The sequence below is a fragment of the Yinghuangia sp. YIM S09857 genome (assembly GCF_051388915.1).
In the GTDB taxonomy this organism is placed as follows: domain Bacteria; phylum Actinomycetota; class Actinomycetes; order Streptomycetales; family Streptomycetaceae; genus Yinghuangia.
Map to the genome: position 1 here is coordinate 537,704 of NZ_JBPKBH010000002.1, position 22,215 is coordinate 559,918.

General features: G+C 72.5%; 19 protein-coding genes. 9 read left to right on the forward strand and 10 right to left on the reverse strand.

The features are described from left to right. Positions 1-29 precede the first annotated feature (29 nt). Together ACRX5S_RS05615 and ACRX5S_RS05620 are read right to left on the reverse strand one after the other, a co-directional pair. Positions 30-989, reverse strand: a complete 960-nt coding sequence (locus ACRX5S_RS05615) for a transporter substrate-binding domain-containing protein (RefSeq protein ID WP_436771625.1) — start codon at positions 987-989, stop codon at positions 30-32. 9 nt (positions 990-998) lie between these two features. Continuing rightward, on the reverse strand, positions 999-2,231 hold the full coding sequence (locus ACRX5S_RS05620; protein ID WP_436771626.1) for a hypothetical protein: 1,233 nt from the start codon (positions 2,229-2,231) through the stop codon (positions 999-1,001). Between the two features lie 495 nt (positions 2,232-2,726). Between ACRX5S_RS05620 and cysD the strand changes: the two genes are divergently transcribed. Both cysD and ACRX5S_RS05630 read left to right on the forward strand, forming a co-directional pair. After that, a complete protein-coding gene (gene cysD, locus ACRX5S_RS05625; protein ID WP_436771627.1) occupies positions 2,727-3,632 on the forward strand; it encodes a sulfate adenylyltransferase subunit CysD in 906 nt (301 codons plus the stop codon). 2 nt (positions 3,633-3,634) lie between these two features. After that, a complete protein-coding gene (locus ACRX5S_RS05630) occupies positions 3,635-4,939 on the forward strand; it encodes a sulfate adenylyltransferase subunit 1 (protein ID WP_436771628.1) in 1,305 nt (434 codons plus the stop codon). Between the two features lie 497 nt (positions 4,940-5,436). Here ACRX5S_RS05630 and ACRX5S_RS05635 read toward each other — a convergent pair whose 3' ends face one another. The 5 genes from ACRX5S_RS05635 to ACRX5S_RS05655 form a co-directional block, all read right to left on the reverse strand. Beyond that, positions 5,437-6,621 carry an ROK family protein gene (locus tag ACRX5S_RS05635; protein WP_436771629.1) on the reverse strand — a complete coding sequence of 395 codons (1,185 nt, stop codon included), beginning with the start codon at positions 6,619-6,621 and terminating at the stop codon, positions 5,437-5,439. A 52-nt stretch (positions 6,622-6,673) separates the two neighbouring features. Further along, positions 6,674-7,933 (reverse strand): sugar ABC transporter permease, encoded by a 1,260-nt coding sequence (locus tag ACRX5S_RS05640; protein WP_436771630.1) that lies wholly within the window; start codon positions 7,931-7,933, stop codon positions 6,674-6,676. Beyond that, positions 7,930-8,850 (reverse strand): ATP-binding cassette domain-containing protein, encoded by a 921-nt coding sequence (locus tag ACRX5S_RS05645; protein WP_436771631.1) that lies wholly within the window; start codon positions 8,848-8,850, stop codon positions 7,930-7,932. The genes ACRX5S_RS05640 and ACRX5S_RS05645 overlap by 4 nt, the downstream gene beginning before the upstream one ends. A gap of 121 nt (positions 8,851-8,971) precedes the next feature. Then, positions 8,972-10,054, reverse strand: a complete 1,083-nt coding sequence (locus ACRX5S_RS05650) for a sugar ABC transporter substrate-binding protein (RefSeq protein ID WP_436771632.1) — start codon at positions 10,052-10,054, stop codon at positions 8,972-8,974. A 325-nt stretch (positions 10,055-10,379) separates the two neighbouring features. After that, the gene (locus tag ACRX5S_RS05655; protein WP_436771633.1) at positions 10,380-12,077 is read right to left on the reverse strand and encodes an FAD-dependent oxidoreductase; all 1,698 of its coding nucleotides are present in this window, start codon (positions 12,075-12,077) and stop codon (positions 10,380-10,382) included. Positions 12,078-12,262: 185 nt separating this feature from the next. Here ACRX5S_RS05655 and ACRX5S_RS05660 point away from each other — a divergent pair, with 185 nt between their 5' ends. Further along, on the forward strand, positions 12,263-13,852 hold the full coding sequence (locus tag ACRX5S_RS05660; protein WP_436771634.1) for a class I adenylate-forming enzyme family protein: 1,590 nt from the start codon (positions 12,263-12,265) through the stop codon (positions 13,850-13,852). A 117-nt stretch (positions 13,853-13,969) separates the two neighbouring features. After that, entirely contained in the window at positions 13,970-14,884 is a 915-nt protein-coding gene (locus ACRX5S_RS05665; protein WP_436771635.1) for an enoyl-CoA hydratase/isomerase family protein, read from the forward strand. On the opposite strand, the gene ACRX5S_RS05670 is transcribed toward ACRX5S_RS05665, so the two are convergent. Next, a complete protein-coding gene (locus tag ACRX5S_RS05670) occupies positions 14,835-15,128 on the reverse strand; it encodes a hypothetical protein (protein ID WP_436771636.1) in 294 nt (97 codons plus the stop codon). The two genes, ACRX5S_RS05665 and ACRX5S_RS05670, sit on opposite strands and share 50 nt — an antisense overlap. A 268-nt stretch (positions 15,129-15,396) precedes the next feature. Here ACRX5S_RS05670 and ACRX5S_RS05675 point away from each other — a divergent pair, with 268 nt between their 5' ends. Beyond that, positions 15,397-16,377, forward strand: a complete 981-nt coding sequence (locus tag ACRX5S_RS05675) for an aldo/keto reductase (protein WP_436771637.1) — start codon at positions 15,397-15,399, stop codon at positions 16,375-16,377. Between the two features lie 129 nt (positions 16,378-16,506). Here the strand turns inward: ACRX5S_RS05675 and ACRX5S_RS05680 are convergent, their stop codons facing one another. Beyond that, on the reverse strand, positions 16,507-17,745 hold the full coding sequence (locus ACRX5S_RS05680; protein WP_436771638.1) for an amidohydrolase family protein: 1,239 nt from the start codon (positions 17,743-17,745) through the stop codon (positions 16,507-16,509). 350 nt (positions 17,746-18,095) lie between these two features. Here ACRX5S_RS05680 and ACRX5S_RS05685 point away from each other — a divergent pair, with 350 nt between their 5' ends. After that, the gene (locus ACRX5S_RS05685; RefSeq protein ID WP_436771639.1) at positions 18,096-18,944 is read left to right on the forward strand and encodes a hypothetical protein; all 849 of its coding nucleotides are present in this window, start codon (positions 18,096-18,098) and stop codon (positions 18,942-18,944) included. 134 nt (positions 18,945-19,078) lie between these two features. Next, complete coding sequence (locus ACRX5S_RS05690; protein WP_436771640.1) at positions 19,079-19,777, forward strand: glycerophosphodiester phosphodiesterase; 699 nt, start codon at positions 19,079-19,081, stop codon at positions 19,775-19,777. On the opposite strand, the gene ACRX5S_RS05695 is transcribed toward ACRX5S_RS05690, so the two are convergent. Beyond that, positions 19,740-20,681: a LysR family transcriptional regulator gene (locus tag ACRX5S_RS05695; protein ID WP_436771641.1), complete on the reverse strand. Its 942-nt coding sequence runs from the start codon at positions 20,679-20,681 to the stop codon at positions 19,740-19,742. The genes ACRX5S_RS05690 and ACRX5S_RS05695 overlap by 38 nt on opposite strands. 84 nt (positions 20,682-20,765) lie before the next feature. On the opposite strand from ACRX5S_RS05695, the gene ACRX5S_RS05700 reads away from it, so the two are divergent. Next, positions 20,766-21,845 carry an EamA family transporter gene (locus tag ACRX5S_RS05700; protein ID WP_436771642.1) on the forward strand — a complete coding sequence of 360 codons (1,080 nt, stop codon included), beginning with the start codon at positions 20,766-20,768 and terminating at the stop codon, positions 21,843-21,845. A 140-nt stretch (positions 21,846-21,985) separates the two neighbouring features. Continuing rightward, positions 21,986-22,156 carry a hypothetical protein gene (locus ACRX5S_RS05705; protein WP_436771643.1) on the forward strand — a complete coding sequence of 57 codons (171 nt, stop codon included), beginning with the start codon at positions 21,986-21,988 and terminating at the stop codon, positions 22,154-22,156. Positions 22,157-22,215: the final 59 nt, after the last annotated feature.

The following is a 22,215-nucleotide window of genomic DNA, read 5'->3' on the forward strand; positions in this document are numbered from 1 at the left end:
GTGCGCCCGCCCAGGGCACGGCAACGGGCCTACCAGGGCTGGTACTTCTTGCTGTCGCCCGGGCCCGCCCCCATGCTCGGGGCCAGCCAGCGGTCGTATGCCGCCTGCCAGCCGCCCTTGCGGTAGTCCTCCAGGACCTTGTTCACCCACGCGATGAGGTCCGGCGCCTCCTTGCTCATCGCGATGCCCATGTACGCCGGGACTATCTGCTCCTCCACGACGTCCACCATCGGGTCCTGCGCGAGCTGCGCGTGGGCGAGCGTGGTGTCGGCCAACGTCGCGTCTATCTCGCCGAGTTGCATCAGGACCAGGCAGTCGAGTTGGTTCTCGACGATGCGGACCTCGGCGGTGGCGTGCCTGCCGCTCGCCAGTTCGGTGGACGAGGACGACGAGGCGGCGGCACAGACGCGTTTGCCGTGCATGCCCTCGGCGACCGTCTTCGGCTTGTCCTGCCCCTTCGGCACGACGAGCGACTGGCTCACGTTGAAGTACGGTGCGGAGAAGTCGACTTCCTTGAGCCGGTCGCAGGTGATGGTCATCGTCCGCACCACCATGTCGACTTCGCGGTTCTTGACGGCCTCCACCCGCTTCGCGGTGGGCACGGCCTTGAGGGTTATCGCATTCTCGTCGTCCAGGATGGACTTGGCGATCGTCTTGGCGAGGTCGATGTCGAAGCCCTTGATCTGGCCGTCGAGCGGGTCCCGGAAGCCCCAGTTGAAGCTGTTCAGGTCGATGCCGACGACCAGCCGCCGGTTCGGGCGGTTCTGGATCTCCTTGATGGTGGGGCCGTTCGCGTTCATCGCCGGGGGCCGGCTGTTGTCGGTGTCGCAGGTCTCCGCCTGGTCGGCGGCGGGCGCGGCGGCCTGGGCTGCGGGTGCGGGGCCGCCGGACGGCGCGTCCGCACCGCGCGAACTCCCGGCTCCGGCAACGAGAAGGGCCAGAACGGCGGCGCCGGCGGCGGCGCGGGTTCCCGTGGTTCGCGTGTTCATCCTGTCCCCCTAGCGGTATTCGGCGAGTCGGCGGTTGATGCCGCGTACCACGCCGATGGCGGCGGGCACCGTCAGTATCAGCACGGCCAGTGCGAGCAGGCGGAGTTCGCCGTCCACGTCACCCGCGGCCTTGCGGAACTCGCGCCGTTCGGCATCGGCCGCGGCGGCGAGAAGGTCGTCCATCTCGGTGAACGCGCGGTCGGCGGTGCCGGTGCCCTCGGCCGTGATGGTCGCGGTCAGGGCCGCGTCGTAGTCGGCCTCGTTGGCCGCGGCGGCGTCGTGGCGGCTCTGCCACACGGTGAACTTCTCGTGCGCGTCCGCGAGTTGCGCCGCCGCGGATTTGGGTGCCCGTTCCACGGCGCGCAGCAGGCTGCCGCGCGGCTTGTCACCCTCCGCCTGCGCCCGGGTCAGGGACGCGACTTCGGCGGCCCAGCGTTCGCTGTACTTCTCGCCCGAACCGCGCGCCACCAGGATCAGGTTCTCCGCGGCGTGCGCCTGGAGGGCGTCGAAGCGGGCGTCGTTGAGGGCGCGGAGCGGCTCGGCGCCGCGCGTACGGCTGTCGCCGAGCGACGACGACGCACCGGTCGCGCCGACGACGAGCCACAGGAAGGACGCGAGGAGCGCGGCGGTCGCGCCGACGAGGCCGAGGTTGAACACCCGGTTGGTACGCCGGAACAGCACGAGCTGGTACCACCCGAGCGCCCCCAGTCCGACGATCGCGACCCCGGCGGCGGCCCACGGGAACGACTCGGCGGCGTCGAAGTCCGCGTCCAGGCGCCGCTCTTCGGAGTCGACGAGCCGCTGGGCGTCGCGCAGTATCGTGTCCTGCATCAGAGCCGAGGCGTAGCGAAGGTACGCCCCGCCGAGCGGCAGGCCCTGCCGGTTGTTGGTGCGGGCGACCTCCACCAAACCGGCGTAGCGGGCGAGTTCGCGCGTCAGGTCGGCGATCGTGCGCTGCGTCTCGGACGAGCCGGAGGTGCGGGCGGCGGACTGGACGAGGAGTTCGGACGCCTTGGCCAGGTCCCCCTCGTAGCGGTCCCGCAGTGCGGGCGGCTCGTCCTCGCCCAGCAGGAATCCCGCCGCCGCGGTGGTGTCGGCGTCGGCCAGCGAGCGGTAGATCTCCGCGGCGTCGTGACTCAGCGGGCCGCTGTGCGAGACCAGCCGGTCGGCGGCTTCCGCGCGCTCGTTCACCTGCCAGGCGGTGAGTGCGCCGAAGAGCACGACGAGGGTGCAGAGGACCACTCCGGCGGTGCGGAGGCGGCCGGGGGGTGTGGATATCCCGTACCGCAGGCGTTGGACGCGTGATCTGGACGGCGCCGGGGGCCGGGCCGACCGGCTCCCGGCGGGGAGTTCTTGTCCCCTGCTGCCCGGAATGGCCACCGGGGTCGCCCCCGGTGTCGTCCCCGGACTCGAACCGAGCTGTGTGCCTGCCGGTGTTGTCGTCGCCACGCACCCCTCCTCGCGCCAGGCGCCACGAGCTGCGACGCGTCCCGGGCAGAAGTATGGACGGTGGGTGAACCGGTCACTTCGGGGAGTTCCCTCACACCTGCGGCGGAGGGCTCGGAGGCGGGCGCGGGGAGGGTCCGGCGAGGTGAGCGCGTGGGTGCGGGGCGTACCGGCCAATTAGCTTCTTGCGAAGTAACTTCGATTGAAGTTAATTTAGACGGAGCTGACAATCCGTCAGGCGCCCTTCGCGGAGCGCCGGACACCCACGCTCGCGAGGATTCGGAGCCCACTGTGAGTTACCGGCTCGCCCACCTGAAGTCCCTGGAAGCCGAGGGGATGCACATCATCCGCGAGGTCGCGGCCGAGTTCGAGAACCCCGTGCTGCTGTTCTCCGGCGGCAAGGACTCGATCGTGATGCTGCACCTGGCGGTCAAGGCGTTCGCGCCCTGCCCGCCGCCGTTCCCGGTGATGCACGTGGACACCGGGCACAACTTCCCGGAGGTGATCGCGTTCCGGGACCGCCGCGTCGCCGAGGCGGGCGTGCAACTGGTTGTTGCGTCCGTGCAGGAGTCGATCGACGCGGGGCGGGTGGTGGAGGAGACGGGGCCGCGGGCGTCGCGGAACCGGCTCCAGACCACGACGCTGCTGGACGGCATCGACAAGCACCGTTTCGACGCGGTGTTCGGCGGGGCGCGGCGGGACGAGGAGAAGGCGCGGGCGAAGGAGCGGGTGTTCAGCTTCCGCGACGAGTTCGGGCAGTGGGATCCCAAGAACCAGCGGCCCGAGCTGTGGAACCTCTACAACGGACGCCACCGGCCCGGCGAGCACATCCGGGTGTTCCCGCTGTCGAACTGGACCGAGCTGGACATCTGGCAGTACATCGCGGACGAGGGGATCGAACTGCCGCCGCTGTACTACGCGCACCGGCGCGAGGTGTTCGAGCGGGACGGGATGCTCCTGGCGGTCACGGGGTTCGTGACGTTGCAGGACGGCGAGGTGCCGTTCGAGGAGACGGTGCGGTTCCGCACCATTGGCGATGCGACCGGCACGGGCGCGGTGCGTTCGACGGCCGCGGACGCCCGGGAGGTCGCCGCCGAGATCGCCGCCACGCGGATCACCGAGCGGGGCGCGACCCGCGCCGACGACCGCATATCCGAGGCAGGCATGGAAGACCGCAAGCGCGAAGGGTACTTCTAGAGATGACGCCGCGAGAGATCGCCCAGCCGCACACCGACTCCCCCGCCGCGGTCGAGATGCTGCGCGTGGCCACCGCCGGTTCCGTCGACGACGGCAAGTCGACCCTGATCGGGCGCCTGCTGTACGACTCCAAGGCCATCTTCGAGGACCAGCTCGCCTCGGTCGAGGACACGTCGCGGCGCCGCGGCAACGCCCACACCGACCTGTCGCTGCTCACCGACGGCCTGCGCGCGGAACGCGAACAGGGCATCACCATCGACGTCGCGTACCGCTACTTCGCCACGCCCCGCCGGAAGTTCATCATCGCCGACACCCCAGGGCACATCCAGTACACCCGCAACATGGTCACCGGCGCCTCGACGGCCGACGTGGCGATGGTGCTCGTGGACGCCCGCAAGGGGCTCCTCGAACAGTCGCGGCGGCACGCGTTCCTGGCCTCGCTGCTCGGGATTCCGCACCTGGTGCTGTGCGTCAACAAGATGGACCTCGTCGACTACCGCCAGGACGTGTTCGAGTCGATCCGCGCGGAGTTCACCGAGTTCGCGGCGCGCCTGGACATCCGCGACCTCACGTTCATCCCGATTTCCGCGCTCAACGGCGACAACATCGTGACACGTGGCACGAACATGCCGTGGTACGAGGGCAGTTCTCTGATGCACCACTTGGAGGAGGTGCACGTCGCCTCGGACCGCAACCTGGTCGACGTACGCTTCCCCGTGCAGTACGTGCTCCGCCCGCGCGACGGGGAGCACCGCGACTACCGCGGCTACGCGGGCACCGTCGCGGCGGGTGTGCTCCGCACGGGCGACGAAGTCGTGGTGCTGCCCTCGGGCTTCACCACGCGCGTCGCCGCGATCGACGGCCCGGACGGGCCGCTCGCGGAAGCGTTCCCGCCGATGTCGGTGGCCGTACGCCTCGCCGACGACCTCGACGTCTCACGCGGCGACATGATCTGCCGCCCCGACAACCGCCCCCGCGCCGGCCAGGACCTGCGCGCCATGGTCTGCTGGATGGCCGCCGACACCGACCTGCGCCCCGGCGCGACGTACGCCCTCAAGCACACCACCCGCACGGTCCGCGCCCGCGTCGGCGAGGTGCGCTACCGCCTCGACGTCAACACCGGCCACCGCGACACCGAGTGCACCGCACTCGCCCTCAACGACATTGGCCGCGTAACCCTCCGCACCACCGCACCGCTCTTCCACGACCCCTACCGCCGCAACCGCACCACCGGCAGCTTCATCCTCGTCGACGAAGCCACCAACAACACCGTCGCCGCCGCCATGCTCCTCGACGACGACCACTGACGACGCCACCACCCTCGCGCGCGGCAGGTTGTGGGCCGGGTGAAGTCCGCGTCGCCGCCGGGGCCGTGACAGGTCCGGCGACCGGGCAGGCGCGGCAGGCCCTGTCCACGACAACCGGCACGGCTCGCGGGCGCGGGCCGCTGCCTGCGGCAGGTTGTGGGCCGGGTGAAGTCCGCGCCGCCGCCGGGGCCGTGACACGTCCGGCGACCGGGCAGGCGCGGCAGGCCCTGTCCACGACAACCGGCACGGCTCGCGGGCGCGGGCCGCTCGCGGGGTGGCGCTGAGATCAACGCGTCAGCGCCATGCCCGCACGGCCCGATGACCCACAAGACGCCGCTGGCCACCCTCACCACGCCATCGGCTTCAGAGCGCAACGCGCGCACACCTCCCCTCACCACACCGACCACCCGACACACGTGAGCGCAACGCCCGCATGCCACCCCTCACCAGGTTGCCCACTCCGGCACGGGCGAGCGCAACGCCCGCATGCCTGCCCCTCATGGCGCGGTGAACTCCAGGGGGTTGTCGAACAGCGCCGCGAAGGCGAGTTCGGCGGCGCCGTGGAGGGGGGCGTCGTCGGCCAGGGCGGAGGTTCGCAGGCGGAGGTGTTCCCGGTGGGAGGGGAGGGCGGTGCGGTTGATGCGGCTGCGGACCTGGGCGGCGGTGGCGGGGTAGACCATGCGGAGGGTGCCGCCGAAGACGACGATGCGGGGGTTGAGCAGGTTGACGAGGTTGGCGACGCCGATGCCGATCCAGTTGCCGACGCGGCGCAGGCCCTCCTCGGCGTCCTTGTCGCCGCGGGCGGCGGCGTCGACGACGGCGTGGACGGCGTCGCGGCCGAGGGGGCCCGCGCGGCCGGCGGCGCGGAGCAGGGCGGCCTCGCCGATCTCGGTCTCCCAGCAGCCGTGTGCGCCGCAGGGGCAGGCGCGGCCGTCGGGGTTGACCACCATGTGGCCGATCTCGGCGGCGAAGCCGTCCGCGCCGCCGAGGGGTCGGCCCGCGGCGATGACGCCGCCGCCGATGCCGACGTCGCCGTGGATGTAGACGACGTCGTCGTAGCCGGCCGCGACGCCGCGAGTGTGTTCGCCGAGGGCGCCGAGTTCGCCGTCGTTGCCGAGGATGACGCGGCGGCCGATGGCCTCGGCGAGCATGGGGCCGAACGGCACCGCCCGCCAGCCGATGTTGGGCCCGTAGTGCAGGACCCCTGCCTCGCGGTCGACCATCGCCGGCACGGCTGCCGCGGCCCCCACGCAGCGGGCCCCCGCCCCCGCCGCCTCGGTGAGCCGGGAGGCGAACCCGGCGAGCCGGTCCACCGCGTCCTCGACCGTGAAGTGCCCGTCCGGCCGCTCGATCTCGCGGCGGTCCAGGACGACGCCGCCGAGGCCGACGCGGGCCGCGACGAGGCGGTCGACGCCGACGCCGAAGGCCAGCACGTACACGCGCTGGGACCGCGCCCGGACCACCAGGGACGGACGCCCCCGGCCGCCGGTGTCGCGCGGCTGCTCCTCCAGGACGAGGCCGGCCTCGGTCAGGTCGGTCGTGAGGGCGCCGATGGTGCTGCGGTTGAGGCCCATGCCCGCGGTGAGCTGCGCGCGGGATACCGGTCCGAACACGTGGACGCGCCGGAGCAGGGCGCCCAGGTTCTGTCTGCGGATGTCTTCTTGGGTCGGTGCTGCGCGCATGCGGCTGCGGTCCTGTCTCTTCCTGCCCGTCGCACGGGCGTTCCCCCCGGGGTCACCGCAGACCCGTGGCCTCCGCCCGCTTCCTGGACAGCGCGTCGACGCCGGCCGCGAGGAGCAGCACGGATCCGGTGACAACGTACTTGACCCCCGCGCTGTATCCCATGAGTCCCATCCCGTTGTCGATCACCGCGACGACGGCTCCGCCGATCACCGCGTCGACGAGGCGCCCCTTGCCGCCGAAGAGGCTGGTGCCGCCGATCACCGCGGCGCCCACGGCGTAGAGGAGCACGTTGCTGCCGCCGGTGTTGGGGTCGACGGAGTTCGCGCGGGACGCGGCGACGATGCCTCCCACTGCGGCCAGCGCGGAGCAGATGACGAACGCCGAGATGCGCACCCGGTCGACGTTGATCCCGGCGCGGCGGGCGGCCTCGCGGTTGCCGCCGACGGCGTACAGGCTGAGGCCGTACGCGGTGCGCCGCAGCACGAAGGTGCCCGCGACCAGCAGGACCGCGAGGATCGGCACGACGATCGGCACGCCCTTGAGCGAGACGACCGCGGCGTTGCGGCTGCGCTCCAGGTTGAGCACGTACACGCCGCCGTAGAGGATCGACGCGAGGACGCCGATCCGGAACGCCGTGACGGCGGTCGGCACGGTGGCGAGCCCGCGGTGCGCGCGGCCGCGCGCCCAGGCGTACTGCACGGCCGCGTACGCGCCGACCGCGACGGTCGCCATGACCCAGCCCAGCCAGGGCGCGACGTTCTTGTTGGCGATGGCGAGGATCGTGCTGTCGCGCACCGGCACGTTCTTGCCGTTCTGCACGATCATCAGCAGGACCCCCTGGAAGGCCAGGAACCCGCCGAGGGTGACCACGAACGACGGGATCCCGAGCTTCGCCACCAGCACGCCGATGGTGAGTCCGATGGCGAGGCCCGTCAGCAGGGCCGCGCCGACCGCGAGGTACCACGGCGCGCCGTGGCGGTCCATCAGGACCGCGCAGACCGCCGCGCACACGCCGCTCGCGAAGCCCGCGGACAGGTCGATCTCGCCGAGCACCAGCACGAAGATGAGGCCCATGGCGATCACCGTCACGGCGGCGCCCTGGGTGAAGAGGTTGGCGAAGTTCCCGGCGGTCAGGAACCGCGGGCGCATGATCGAGAACGCGGTGCACAGTGCGAACAGGCCGAACAGCGCGGGCAGTACGCCCATGTCGCCGCCGCGCAGACGGGCGAGGTAGTCCCGCACGTGTGCGGCGACGGGCGACGACGGTGCGGCCCCGGCACCGGCGGCCGTGGCCAGCGTGCTGGTCGTCATGCGAGGCCCTGCTTTCTCGACGGGGGCGGGTCGGGGTGCCCCGGGTCATCGCCGCCGGGTTCGGGGACGCCGCCGAGCGCGGCTCCGGACCCGGGACCGGCGGACGACCCGGCCGCGGAGCCGACCGCGGAACCGGCTCCCTCGTGCAGCGCGCCGCCGCGCCCCGTGGTGATCAGTTCGACGACCTGCGAGTGCGTGACGTCGCAGGTGCGGACCTGGGCGGTCATGCGGCCGAGGTAGAGGACGGCGATCCGGTCCGCGACCGCGAACACGTCGTTCATGTTGTGCGACACCAGAAGCACGGCGAGCCCGTTGTCGGCGAGCCTGCGCACCAGTTCGAGGACCTGGGCGGTCTGCGCGACGCCGAGCGCCGCGGTGGGTTCGTCCAGCACCACGACCTTGCTGTTCCACAGCACGGCCTTGGCGATGGCCACGGTCTGGCGCTGCCCGCCGGAGAGGCTGGCGACCCGCTGCCGGACCGAGGCGACGGTGCGCACCGACAGTCCGGCCAGCGTCTCCGCCGCCATCTGCTCCATGGTGGCCTCGTCGAGCACCATGCGCCGGGTGATCTCGCGCCCCAGGAACATGTTCTGCACGATGTCGAGGTTGTCGCACAGCGCGAGGTCCTGGTAGACGATCTCGACGCCGAGCGCCGCGGCGTCCCGCGGGCCGTCGATCTTCACCTCGGAGCCCTCGAAGAGGTAGGTCCCCGAGTCGGTGCCGTAGATCCCGCCGATGCATTTGACGAGGGTCGACTTGCCGGCGCCGTTGTCGCCGACGAGGGCGGTCACCTCTCCCGGCATGACGGTGAGGCCGACGTCGCGCAGCACGTGCACCGGGCCGAAGCTCTTGTTGACGCCGCGGAGTTCGAGGATCGGGAGCGGGGAACCGGGCGGACCTGACGACAGTGCTGACACAAGCGGATCCTCCTCGCGGGTTTCCGTCGGCCCGGTGCCGCGGGCGGGCACCATCCTGCGGCACCGGGCCGATGCCGTGGAACCGTCTTGCCGTTCACGGTGGTTCGTGGACGGCGGCGCCTCAGGTGATGCCGACCTCGGCGCACTTCGCGGCGAACTCCCCTGCGGTGCAAAGCTCCTGCTTGGTCACATAGCCGTCGTCCACGACGTGCTTGACGTTGGCCTTGAAGATGGACTGCGGTTCGAGCAGCACGGACGGCACGTCCCGGTTGCCCTCGGGGTCGCGCACGGTGGCGGGGGCCGGGGGCTTCTCGCCCTTGGCGAGGGCGATCGCGAGCCGGGCGGCGGCGTCCGCCTCCTGCTTGATCGGCTTGTAGACGGTCATGCACTGGTCGCCGAGCAGGACGTTCTGGAGGCCCTGGGTGGTGGCGTCCTGTCCGGTGACGGGGACGCGGCCGTTGAGCTTCTGCTTCTTGAGGATGGAGATGGCGGAGTTGGCGAGCCCGTCGTTGGCCGCGACGACGCCGCCGATGTCGGGGCGCTGGACGAGCATCTGCTCGAAGATGGTGACGGCCTCGGTGTTGCTCCAGCCGGGCACCGACTGGTCCGGGCCCTTGACATACTCGCCGGCGTCGAACTTCGGCTTGAGAGCGGCGTCGTAGCCCTGCTTGAGGAGCGAGGCGTTGTTGTCGGTGGGGCCGCCGTGCAACTGGGCGACGACCGGTTTGGCGGCGTTCATGTCGGTGAGGCACTTGACCAGGCCCTCGCCGAGCAGGGTGCCGACCTTCACGTTGTCGAAGCTCACGTAGTACTGCGCGCTGCCGCCGAGGGTGAGGCGGTCGTAGTCGATCGTCGCGACGCCCTGGGACTTGGCCTTGTCCAGCACCGCCTTGCCGGTGCCGCTGTCCAGGTTGACGATGACCAGGACGTCGACGCCATTGGTGATCATCTGGTCGGCGATGGTCTGGAACTGGGCTTTGTCGTCCTGGGCGTTCTGGATGTCGTAGTCGACGCCGGCGGCCTCGAAAGCCTCGGTGAGGTAGCGCCGGTCGGCGGTCTCCCAGCGGGCGGACGACTTGCTGTCGGGCAGGATGACGCCGATCTTGGGCTTGTCGCCGCCGGAGTCCGAGTCGTCGCCGCACGCCGTGAGCACGGGTGCGGCGGTCAGCAGCAGCGCGGCGGCCAGGAGTCTCTTGCGCATCATGCAACGTCCCTTCTGGACGTGCCGGTTCGGCGCGGCACGGGTGAGGGTGGAACGTCGGACTGTGCGAAGCAGGCGTGGCGGCGTACTGCGTACAGGGGCCCGCAGAGTCGGCCCGTCCGCCTTATGTTGCTGCCGACAACGTATTGGCTCGGGGCGCGATAAACCAGCCCTCGCCGCACCGTCCTGCGTGCGATTCGGCAACAATCAGGCAACGCAGGGGTGTTGGCGAGGGCCGGTGGGTGGTCCGGGCGGCTCCTTCGGGACAGTTCGCGGCGGGGTTACCGGTTATGTTGCAGGCGAGCCCAAATTGGCTGCCGGAGCCGGGTCAGGCGGTGCCGCCCGCTCGGGCCGCGGCGTGGCGTCCGGCGAGGTATCCGAAGGTCAGCGCGGGTCCGATGGTCGCACCACCGCCCGGGTACATCGGGCCGAAGACGTTCGCGGACGCGTTGCCCGCCGCGTACAGGCCCTCGACGACCCCGCCGTCCCAGCGGCGCACGCGCGCGTCGGCGTCGACCAGCGGGCCGCCGTTGGTGCCGAGCACTCCGTCGTGGATCGGCAGCGCGTAGAACGGCCCCTTCTCCACCGGCCCGAGGTTCACGCGCGGGTGGCCGCCGCTGCCCATGAAGTTCTCCCACCACACCGTGCCGCGCGCGAAGTCCGGGTCCGCACCGGCGGTCGCGTGACCGTTGAACCGCTCGACGGTCTCCTCCAACGCGTCGGCGTCCACCCCGATGGCCTCCGCGAGCCCGCGCAGCGTCGGGGAGTTGGCGAGCCAGTCCGGTGCGTCCTGACCGGGCATCACCGACAGGATCGGGGTGCGGTCGCGCAGCGTCTGGTCGAACACGAGCCACGCAGGGCCCTGGTTCGGGTAGTCGATGGCGACCGGGTCGTAGGCCGCGAAGGCCTTCGTCATGTCGTTGTACGTCACGCCCTCGTTGGTGAACCGCCGTCCGTGCCGGTTCACCATCAGCGTCCCGGCGAGGTTGCGCAGCGTCTCGTACTGGTAGAGCCGGCGTCCCTCGTAGACGACACCGGGGTCGGTGACCGCTGGCTGGCCCCACACCTGGTTCATGTTGGCCATGCGCGCGCCGAGCGCCATCGCCATGCGGTGCCCGTCGCCCTCGTTGTACGGCGGGCTCAGCGGCACCACGTCCCGCCCCACGAACGCGCGCACCATGTCGGTGTTCCACTCGAACCCGCCGCACGCCAGCACGACACCGCCGCGCGCCCGGACGCGCAGCGGCCCGTCGGCGGTCTCGGCGACGACGCCGAGCACGGATCCGTCGGGTGCGGCGACGAGTTCGCGGGCGGGCGTCTCGTTCAGCACCGTCACGCCGCGGTCGAGCAGGCCCTTGAAGAGCATGGCGACCAGGCCGGGGCCGAGCACGCGGATGTCCTTGGCCTCGCGCTCGGCGAGGATGGACATGTCGGGCGCGTCCGGCGTGCCGAACTTGGCCCCCTCGCCCATGGTCAGCCGGGGCATGAACGGACTGGTGCGCAACTTCGGCGCCCACTCCCCCAGTTCGGTGCGCGCGTCGAAGGGCTCGACCTCCAGCGAGCGCCCACGGCGCTTGCCGCCGACCTGGTCGGCGTAGTAGTCGGAGAAGGTCGGCGGCGCGGCGAAGCGGACGGGGGTGTGCGCCTCCAGGTAGGCGACCATCTCGGCGGCGGTGTCGACGTACGTCTCCACGAGCGCCGGGTCCGGCTCGCGCCCCAGCGTGAGGCGGCGGATGTACGCCAGCGCCTCGTCGCGAGAGTCGGTCTCGTCGACGTCGGCCAGGTGGTGGTTGCACGGCACCCACGGCATGCCGCCGGAGACCCCGGTGGTGCCGCCGATCATCGCGGCCTTCTCCAGCACCAGGACCTCCGCGCCGCCGTCGGACGCGAGGGTGGCCGCGGACAGTCCGGCTGCCCCGGTGCCCAGCACGACGACGTCGACGGTGCGGTCCCAGGCGTCCTGCGGCACGGCGGCACCGCCCTGGGGCTCGGGGGTGCTGGGGGCTCCGGCTGCGGTGGATGTCATGGCTTCCTCCTGAGGTCGGTCATGCGCATCCAAAGGGAGATCGCCGCAAGGTTCCATAGCCACCGCGCGCATTCCTTGACGCTGTCAATGACCGCGCCTATCGTTCCGATGGCCGGTCCCACGGCCTGCCGGCCGATCCGCCGGCCGGGGATCGGCGGGGAGATTGCCGAGGAGGGCGTGATCACGTGACCGTGGGGACTATCGCCGACGCCGGGACGACCGGGACGCCCGACGGGCACCAGGTGCACGGCCAGGACATCCCGTGGCTGCTGCGGCACTGGGCCGAGCACCGCCCCGAGCACCCCGCGCTGGTGTGGGAGCCCGCCGAGGGCGCGGTGCGGAGCTGGACGTACGCCGAACTCCTGCGCGACACGCGGCGCGTCGCCGCCGGACTGGCCGGACGCGGCATCGGGCGCGGCGACAAGGTCCTCGTGCACTCCGAGAACTGCCCCGAGATGGTCCTCGCCTGGCTGGCGTGCGCGACCGTCGGCGCGGTCGCGGTGACCACCAACACCCGCGCGACGCCGAGCGAGATCGCGTACTTCGCGGAGCAGACCGGCAGCGTCGCGGCGGTGACGCAGCCACGCTTCACCGAGGCGCTCGCCGAGTCCGGCGCGGCGCTGGCGTGGACCGCGGTCATCGGCGACGAGAGCGACGACGGCCGCAGCGTGCCCTTCGACACGCTGTACGGCGACGCCGACGTGCTCCCCGAGCGCCCGATCGAGCCGATGCTGCCGTTCGGCATCATGTTCACCTCCGGAACCACCAGCCGCCCCAAGGGTGTTGTGCACACGCACGCCAACGCCGTCTGGGCGAGCCGGTCCGGGCCGCGGAGCATCGACCTCGGCCCGGACGACCGCTACCTGATCTATCTGCCCTTCTTCCACGTGAACGCGCAGAGCTGGTCGCTGTTCTCGGTCCTGGGCGTGGGCGCCACCGCGGTGCTGATGCCGAAGTGGTCCACCAGCCGCTTCTGGGACGTCGTGGTCCGCAACGACATCACCCACATCTCGCTCATGCCGTTCACCATGGGCACGCTCGCCGCCAAGGACCGCCCGGCGTCCAAGCTGCGGGTCGGCGTCTTCGGCCAGGTGGCCGCCGCGCTCGACAGCATGCTGGGGTTGAAGGTGTACGCGGCCTTCGGCATGACCGAGACCGTGACGCACGCGGTCACCGGCAAGCCGTCCGAGTACCTGCCGGCGCGGTCGATGGGACGCCCGGCCCCGGGCTACGGGTTCGCCGTCGTCGACCCCGACACCGGGCGCGAGTGCGGCGAGGGCGAGGTCGGCGAGCTCTGGCTGCGCGGCGAACGCGGCGTGCAGTTGTTCCTGGAGTACTACGGCAACCCCGAGGCCACCGAGAAGGCCTTCGTGGGCGACTGGTTCCGCACCGGCGACATGGTCGTGCTGGGCGCGGGCGGCAACATCTTCTACCGCGAGCGCGACAAGGACCTTCTCAAGGTCGGCGGCGAGAACGTCTCGGCGCGCGAGGTCGAGGACGTCGTCGGCACCGTCTCGGGCGTCGGGTCGGTGGCCGTGGTCGGGAAGAAGCACGACTTCCTCGACGAGGTCGTCGTCGCCTTCGTTATCCCGGCGGCGGGCGCGCCGGCGCCGGACGAGCTGGAGAAGAACATCCTGGAGCTGTGCCGCACACGCCTGTCCGACTTCAAGGTGCCGCGCGCGGTGTACTGCGTCGACGCGTTCCCGCTGGGCACGCTGGACAAGATCCTCAAGAAGCGGCTCCGGGAGATGGCCGACGAGCGGCCGCCGGTCTGACCTCGGTCCGACCTCGTCCGACTTCGGTCCGAAACCGGGGCCGGGAGCCGACGCCGGGAGCCGCCGGGACGGGGTCCTCGGAACCGACGCCGGGGCAGCCACGCCGAGGAGGGACATATGGGCCGGGACATATTGCGGGTGCAGGCCGACGCCACGCCGGGCGTCGTGGTGGTGACGGTCGACAATCCGCCGGACCAGCTCGTGGACGCGGTGTTCTTCGGTGCGCTGGTACGCCTCCTGGACCGCCTGGACGCGGACCGGGACGTGCGCGCGGTCGTCTGGGAGAGCGCGGACCCCGACTTCTTCCTGATGCACGGGGACGTCGCGGCACTCGCCCGGGTCCCGGCCGGCGGGCGGCCCGAGGCCGGGCGCCCGAACATCGCCGCGACGACGCTGGACCGGCTGCGCCGCGCCCGGTACGCCACGGTCGGTGCCCTCGACGGCGCCGCCCGGGGCGGCGGCGCGGAGTTCCTGACCGCGCTGGACCTGCGCTACGGCACCGCACGGTCGGTGATCGGCTGGCCCGAGGTCGCGATGGGGATCCTGCCCGGCTCGGGGGCCACCGCGCGCCTGCCGGGGGTGCTGGGCCGCGCGCGGACCCTCGACATCCTGCTGACCGCGCGGGACGTGCGGGCGCCGGAGGCGTACGCCCTCGGCTGGCTCCAGGACGTCGTAGAGCCCGGCGAACTGGCCGAGCGGGTGCGGGCGGTGGCCCGGCGCATCGCCGCGATGCCGCCCGCGTCCGTGGCCGCGGTCAAGCAGGTCGTCGAGGTTGCCGAGCGCGACCCCGACGGCGCGCTGGCGGCCGAGTCACTCGCCCTTGACTCGCTGATGGGCGCGGGGGCGCACCTGGCCCCGATGGCGGCCTTCCTCTCGGCGGGCGGCCAGACGCGCGCCGCCGAGGCGGATCCGGAGCGCTGGGCCGCGGTGATGGACGCGGTCGTACGCGCGGGCGCGACCGCGACCCCGCACCCGGCCTCCGCTACCGCCCCAGACCCCGGTGGGGACGGCGCCGCCCCCGCGGACGCCTGAACGGCAGCACGACCGCGTCCGTCTCGGCCGGCAGCATCAGCGTCGCGGCCCCGGAGGGCAGCGGCTCGGGCTCCGGGGAGGGCTCGGGGTCCGGGTCGGGGCCCGGTCCCGGCAGCGGGCCGGGCTTCGGCGGCGGCTTCGGCTCCGGCTGCGGGTCGGGGCTCACCGGATCCGGGTCGGGGTCCGGCAGCGGCGAGGGTACGGGCGGCCGGGTGTCCGGTTCGGCGGGGATCGGGATCGTCATGGCGGCACCTGCCTTCCTCCGGCCTCCGCGCGGCCTCGGGGCCGCGTGCAGGCAGCGTTCAGCGTCGCGGACGATTGACGCCGTGCCTCGCGGCTGCCCCGTTCCTGACGTTTGACGCCTCTGGACTCGACAGCGCCAGCGGCCGCGCACTCCCGCGACCGGTTCCGCGCGTTTCCTCCCCGGGGACGGTCGGGTGCGCGGCCTAGTGTCGTACCCGATGGACTTGACGGACTCGACGGATCAGACGGACTCGACGGAGGAACACGTCATGCGGCAGAGGACACTCGGCGCCCAGGGCCTGGAAGTCTCGGCGATCGGCTACGGCGCGATGGGCCTGACCATGGCGTACGGCCCCGGCGACGAGGACGCGGGCCTTGCGGCCGTGCGGCGCGCGTACGAGCTGGGCGTCACCTTCTTCGACACCGCCGAGCTGTACGGCATGGGGACGGGCTCGAACGAGATCCTGATCGGCCGTGCGCTCAAGGACTTCCGCGACGACGTGGTCATCGCCACCAAGTTCGGCTTCGCACTGGAGGGCGGCCAGTTGCGCGGCCTCGACAGCCGCCCCGAGAACATCCGCCGGGTCGCCGACGACAGCCTCCGCCACCTCGGGACGGACCACATCGACGTCCTCTACCAGCACCGCGTCGACCCGGACGTGCCGATCGAGGACGTCGCCGGGACCGTCAAGGAGCTGATCGACGCCGGCAAGGTGCGCTACTTCGGCCTCAGCGAGGCGGGGCCGCAGACGATCCGGCGCGCCCACGCCGTCCAACCGGTGTCCGTGCTGCAAACCGAGTACTCGCTGTTCGAGCGCGACGCCGAAGAGCTGTTCCCGACGCTGGACGAGCTGGGCGTCGGCTTCGTCGCCTATTCCCCGCTCGGGCGCGGCTTCATCACCGGTACCGCCAAGCCCGCCGGCGAATACGACGCCACCGACATGCGCAACACCGATCCGCGCTGGCAGCCCGGCAACTTCGAGAAGAACGTCGAGGCGGTCGGCCGCCTGGGCGAGTTCGCGGCGGCCAAGGGCATCACCGTCCCGCAACTGGCCCTCGCCTGGCTGCTGGCCCAGGGCGGGCACATCGTGCCCATCCCCGGGACGCGCAGCGTCGCCCGGATCGAGGAGAACTGCGCGGCCGCCGACATCACGCTGACCGACGCCGATCTGGCCGCGCTCCGCGACATCCTCCCGACCGGCGGCTTCGGCGCCAGGTACGCGGGCGGCAACACGCCGACCTGGGTCTGAGGCCCGGCCCGAGACGCGGCCGCACGCCGCTCGGGCGGTCCCACCACGCATCCGCGAGCCGCGCGCGTCCCGGACCGCCGGGCAGGCGCGCGGCTCGCGGCTCGTGGCTCGTGGCTCGTGGCGGCAGCGCTACTTGGCGATGCCGAAGCGCTCCAGGCCGAATGCCTTGATCGCGTTGCCGCGCAGGAACTGGTACGTCTCGTCGGCGTTCATCCCGGCGTTCGTGCACAGCCGGTGGGCGACGTCGCGCGAGTGCGGCCAAGTGCCGTCCGAGTGGGGGTAGTCCGTCTCGAAGACGATGTTGCCCAGACCGACCGCGTCCCGCGAGATCAGGCCGTGCTGGTCGTCGAACACGCAGCCGTAGACGCGGCCGGGCACGTACGAGCTGGGCGGGTTGGCGAGGTCCACGCCGCCGACACCGTCGCGCCAGACCAGGTCGGCTCGCTCCAGGAGGTACGGCATCCAGCCGACCTGGCTCTCGGCGTAGGCGATGGTCAGGTTCGGGAACCGTTCCAGCGTGCCGGAGAAGATCCAGTCCATCAGCGAGCCCTGCGCGTTCTGCGAGCTGAGCGCCATGCTGACCGCGAGGGGCGCGTCCGGGGACGTGCTGGGCATGTGCGACGACGAGCCGATGTGCATCGTGACGACGGTGCCGGTCTCCTGGCAGGCCTCCCACAGCGGGTCCCAGGCGCCCGAGTGCATCGACGCGAAGCCGAGGCGGCTCGGGTTCTCGGAGAAGGCGATCGCGTACGAGCCCTTCGCCGCGCACCGCCGCACCTCCGCGGCGGCCAGCTCCGGGTCCCACAGGGGCACCAGGGTGAGCGGCAGCAGGCGACCGCGACCGGCGCCGCCGGACCAGTCGTCGATCATCCAGTCGTTGTAGATGCGGATGCAGCGGTACGCGAGGTCCTTGTCACCGCGCTCGGCGAACCCCTGGCCGCAGAAGCGCGGGAACGTGTTGGGGAAGTTGACGGCGGCCTCGACGTGGTTGACGTCCATGTCGGCGAGCCGCGCGGCCTGGTCGTGGACACCGGGGCGGAAGTCCTCGTAGATGGCGGGGAGGTTGGAGACCTCGTCCTCGGGGAAGCCGGCGGGGGCGTGCAGCAGGCCGGTCGGGCAGACCAGGTCGTCGTAGATCCACACGTCGCACCACTGGCCGTCCGGCACGTCGCGCTGGAAGCCGTAGTTGCCGCCCAGGAACTCCAGCTTCACCTTCTCGCGCACGACGCGCGGGCCGCGCTCGCGCACGCCCGCGGGCAGCGCGTCCCACCACAGGGTGCGGGGTTCGAGGACGTGGTCGTCCACGGAGATGATCAGCGGCATGTCCTCAAGGGCCGGGGTCGGGCCTGCGGGAATCGCCTGTGTCACGGTGCTGCCTCCTGTGCTCGGTGCCGGAGTCGGGCCGGTTCGGTCGCTCCGGCGCCGCACCGGCGGTACCTCGGCGTGGCGCGGACGGGGAGTTCGTCGCGGGCTTCGGCGTCGGCGTCGCTCGGGAGGGTGCGCCGGTTCGGTCCGCATTCCTCGCGCGCAAGCTACTTCGCACGAAGATGCCTTACAAGGGCCATCGCCGGGTAGCGCGCCCGGCGTCACGGTCCGGCGCGCGACCGGACACCAGCCGAGAACCGGCCGCGCACCGGCCGCAGGAGGGCGGCGCAGAGGCCGCGCAGGGGCCGCACAGTGGCCGCGCACAGAGGCCCCACAGATGTGAGGGAGCGCCCATGTCCGAGACCGCGAACACGCCGTCGGCGCCGACAAGTCCGGCGTCGGCGACGCCGGGACCGCCGGTGCGGCAGCCGCCGTCACAGGCACGCCCACAGCCCCCGGAAACACCGGCACCACCGGAGCCGCCGGAGCCGCCGGAAGCGCAGCCGAGCGCCGTACCCGCGCCGATCGTCCCCGCCGCGGTGGCGGACGGCGGCATCGGCGCCGCCGCGGTCGCCGATCCGCACGGCACGGTCGACGTCGTGGTGCCGTACGTGACGGGGCGTCAGCCCGGGGACTTCGTCAGGCTGTTCTGGGGCACGTCGGCGCAGCCGGTCGCCGAGGCGCTGGTCGAGGACCGCGACGACCTGCACGTCCCGGTGCCGGGCCCGGCCGTCGTGGAGGCGGGCGAGGGCGAGTTGACGGTGTTCTACGACCTGCGCGCGGCCCGGACCGGTGAGTGGGTGCGGTCGGCCGAGACGTACGTCCGCGCCAAGTTCTCGGTACCCGGCGAGCCGCCGCCGCTGTCCGACGAGCCGGAGCTGAACCCGGAGTTGCCGGGCCCGCACGTGGCGTCCGGGATCGGCGGCGGGTGGCGTGCGGTGGGGGACGGCGTGGAGGTGCGGATCGAGCCGTACGCCAACATGGCCGGGGGCGACACCGTCACCCTCGCCTGGGGCTCCCGCGAGCTCACCGGCACGCTGGCGCCCGACGAGGTCGGCCGGGCCCTGGTCTTCCGGGTGGACGACGAGACGGTCGCCGCCGCGGGCTACGGGGGCATCCCGGTCCGCTACGGCATCCGCGACATCGCGGGCAACTGGTCGCTGTGGTCGACTCCCACGGTCGTCGACGTCGACGCGCCCTGAGGTGGCGGGGTTCCGGGGTGTTCACTCCCGAGGCGGCCGGGCACCGGCGGCGGGTGCGTGGTGTCATGTAGGGCCGGAGCGCGCGCGGTCGGGATCGGGCGCGCCCGGGCCGAACTGCCGTGAGGAGCCCGTCCGTGGTGCTGAAGATCGCGCATCGGGGTGATCCGCTGCGTCTGCGGGAGAACACCCTCCCGTCGCTCGAATCGTCCGTCGGCGGCGGCGCGGACTGCGTGGAGATCGACGTCCGGCTCACCCGCGACGGCGTCCCGGTGCTGCTGCACGACGACACGCTGCGGCGGCTGTGGGGTGTGCGGCGCCCGCTGTCCTCGGTGCGCGAGGACGAGTTGGAGCAGCTTGTCGGGCGCGGCGAGTGGCGCATCCCCACGCTGCGGGACGCCCTCGACCTCGTGCTCGGACGCGGCGTCGCGCTGATGATCGACCTCCCGGGCCGCCCGGAGGGCCGCGCGGCCATGGACGCGGTACGCGCGTGCGAGCGCCCCGACCAGGTGCTGTTCACCGGCGACACGGCCGCCCTCGCCGACATCAGGGCCGCGCTCCCGGCCGCCCGCATCGCGATGACCTGGAAGAAGCCGTGGCCGCCCGGCGACGGTTTGCTCGACCTGGTGCGCCCGCAGTACCTGAACCAGCGTCACGTCTGGGTCACCGGGCGCGGCGTGCGCGCCGCCCATGCCCGGGGCCTCGGGGTCTGCGCCTGGACGGTCGACCGCCCCGGCAGGATGGCCGCGCTGGCGTCCCTCGGGGTCGACGCGATCATCAGCAACGACATCCGCACCCTCACGACGACGCTGGCGAGTCGGGCCCCGGCGCCGTGAGCAGGAGGCCGGCCACCAGGGCCAGCGGCGGCCAGTCGCGGCGGCCGTGCCGGGCCACCACGTACGCCCGCAGCTCGACGGCCGGCGAGTCCAGCGCGAGCAGCCGGACCCCCGGCCGGGTCGGCTGCGACACCGGCAGCAGGCCGACGCCGAGGCCGGCCGCGATGAGGTCCTGGACCAGGTCGAGGCTGTCCGCCTGGTGGCTGATGCGGGCCCGGAACCCGGCGATGGAGGAGAGCACGGCGACGACGGTCTCGTCGGCGGTGTTGCGGGAGTTGCCGATCCAGGCGTGGGAGCGGTAGCGGGCGAAGACCTCGGCGCTCGCACCGGTCGCGGGGTGGGACGCGCCGTCGGGCGGGCTGTCGGGCAGGCTGCCGTCGTCCGGCACGCCGAGGCCCCAGCGCGAGGACCACATCGGAGTCGACCACAGCACGGGGTCTTCCTCGGCGGGTGCCAGGTTGTAGTCGTAGACCAGGCCGAGGTCGGCTTCGTCCGCGTCCAGCAGCGCGCGGACCTCGGCGGGCTCGTGCTCGCGGACCAGGACGCGCACGCGCGGATGGCTCGCGGCCAGCGACGCGACCACGGGCAGCAGCGAGGTGCGGACGGCGGTCGCGAACCCGGCGACGCGCACCGAGCCGTTCGGCTCGGCGTCCGGGCCGACGTCGAGCCGGGCCGCCTCGACCGCGGCCACGATGGCGGTGGCGTGCTCGGCGAGCCGCCGCCCGGCCGGGGTCAGGCGTACTCGACGCCCGTCCGGCTCGATCAGCGGCGTGCCCGTCTCGTGCGCCAGCGCGGCGATCTGCTGCGAGACCGTGGACGTCGTGGTGCCCAGGACCTCCGCGACCGCGCGCATCGAACCGAGCCGCGACAACTCCGCCAGCATCTCCAGCCGCCGTGTCTCCATGCACCCATTGTTCAGGATTCCCGAACGGATCATCCAGTATTGGCACGTGGACGCCAACGATTGATCGGGCGTCTACTGGGTCTCATGACCTTGGACGCCCAGACCGCGCAGTCGGCGCACGGCACGCCCGGCACCAGCGGCACCAGCGGCACCAGCGGCACCAGCGGCACGCGCAGGACGCTCGGCGCAGCCGAGAGCGGTGCTGCGATGGCCCTCGCCGCGATGCTCTGCGTGCAGCTCGGCCTCGCCGTCTCCGTTCACATGTTCGATCGGCTCGGGCCGCTCGGCGCGGCCTGGATGCGGCTGTTCTGGGCGGCCGCGATCCTGCTGGTGCTCGTCCGGCCGCGCAGGTCCGACTTCACCCGCCGCGACCTGCTCGCGTGCGCGCTCCTGGGTGTCGCGACCGCCGGGATGATGCTGCTGTTCATGAGCGCGGCCGCGCGCATCCCGCTCGGCACCGCCAGCGCTCTGGAGTTCCTCGGCCCTCTGGGCGTCGCGATGTACGCCGCCAAGGGCCGCGGCAGGCTCTGGGCACTGCCCGCCGGAGTCGGCGTCCTGCTGCTGACCGAGCCCTGGCACGGCGGCGTGGACCTGCTCGGGGTCGCTTTCGCACTGGCCGCGGCGGCGGGGTGGGCGGCGTACATCGTCCTGACCCAGCACGTCGGCGACCAGGTGACGGGCCTCAAGGGGCTCGCGGTGTCGATGCCGGTGGCGGCGCTGGTCGCGACCGCGGTCGCGGCTCCGACCGAGGCCGGGAACCTGTCGTGGCCGCTGCTGCTGGTCGGGCTCGGGCTCGCGGTGCTGCACCCGGTGCTGCCGTTCAGTCTGGAGTTCCTGGCGCTGCGCAGGCTGACGACGACGGCGTTCGGGGTGCTGATGAGCCTGGAGCCCGCGATCGCGCTGCTGATCGGGCTCGTGGTGCTCAGCCAGGTCCCCGGCCCGGCGGCGGCCTTCGGCGTGGTGTGCGTCGTGGTCGCGGGTGTCGGGGCCACCCGGACCGGGGCGCGGGCGCCGGGGGAACAGGCGCAGGAACAGCCCCGAGAAAAAGCGCGGGCACAAACACAGGAACCTCCGGAGGTTCACGCGGCGCGTGCCGAGGCGCCGGGGCCGTCCGCGGAAAAGCGCGTCGCGGTGTCGTGTGACGCGGCGAATTCCCGGGATTGAGACGCCGGATTTCGGTGGCATGCAGCCGTGTGGGGGAAAAGCACCGACACGCCCCCGCGCGGAGCAATTGGGCGGTCCGGAACTCCCGGCGGGATATTCCTTGGTGCAGGCAATGTCCCTGCGCCATAAAGGAGATCCCCGTGAAGATCCGCCGTATTTGTGCCGCCGCCGTGATCGCCGTCGCCGGCCTCGCGATCGCCGCGCCGGTCGCCTCGGCCGACGTGGTCGTCTACCGCCACACGTCGAGCCAGGTGAGCGTGTGGCCGATCGAGGTCGACCACGAGACCGCGACGTTCGTCCACGTCGGCTGACCCACGGCGGCAATTGCGGTGGGGGGGGGGGGGGGGGGGGGGGGGGGGGGGGGGGGGGG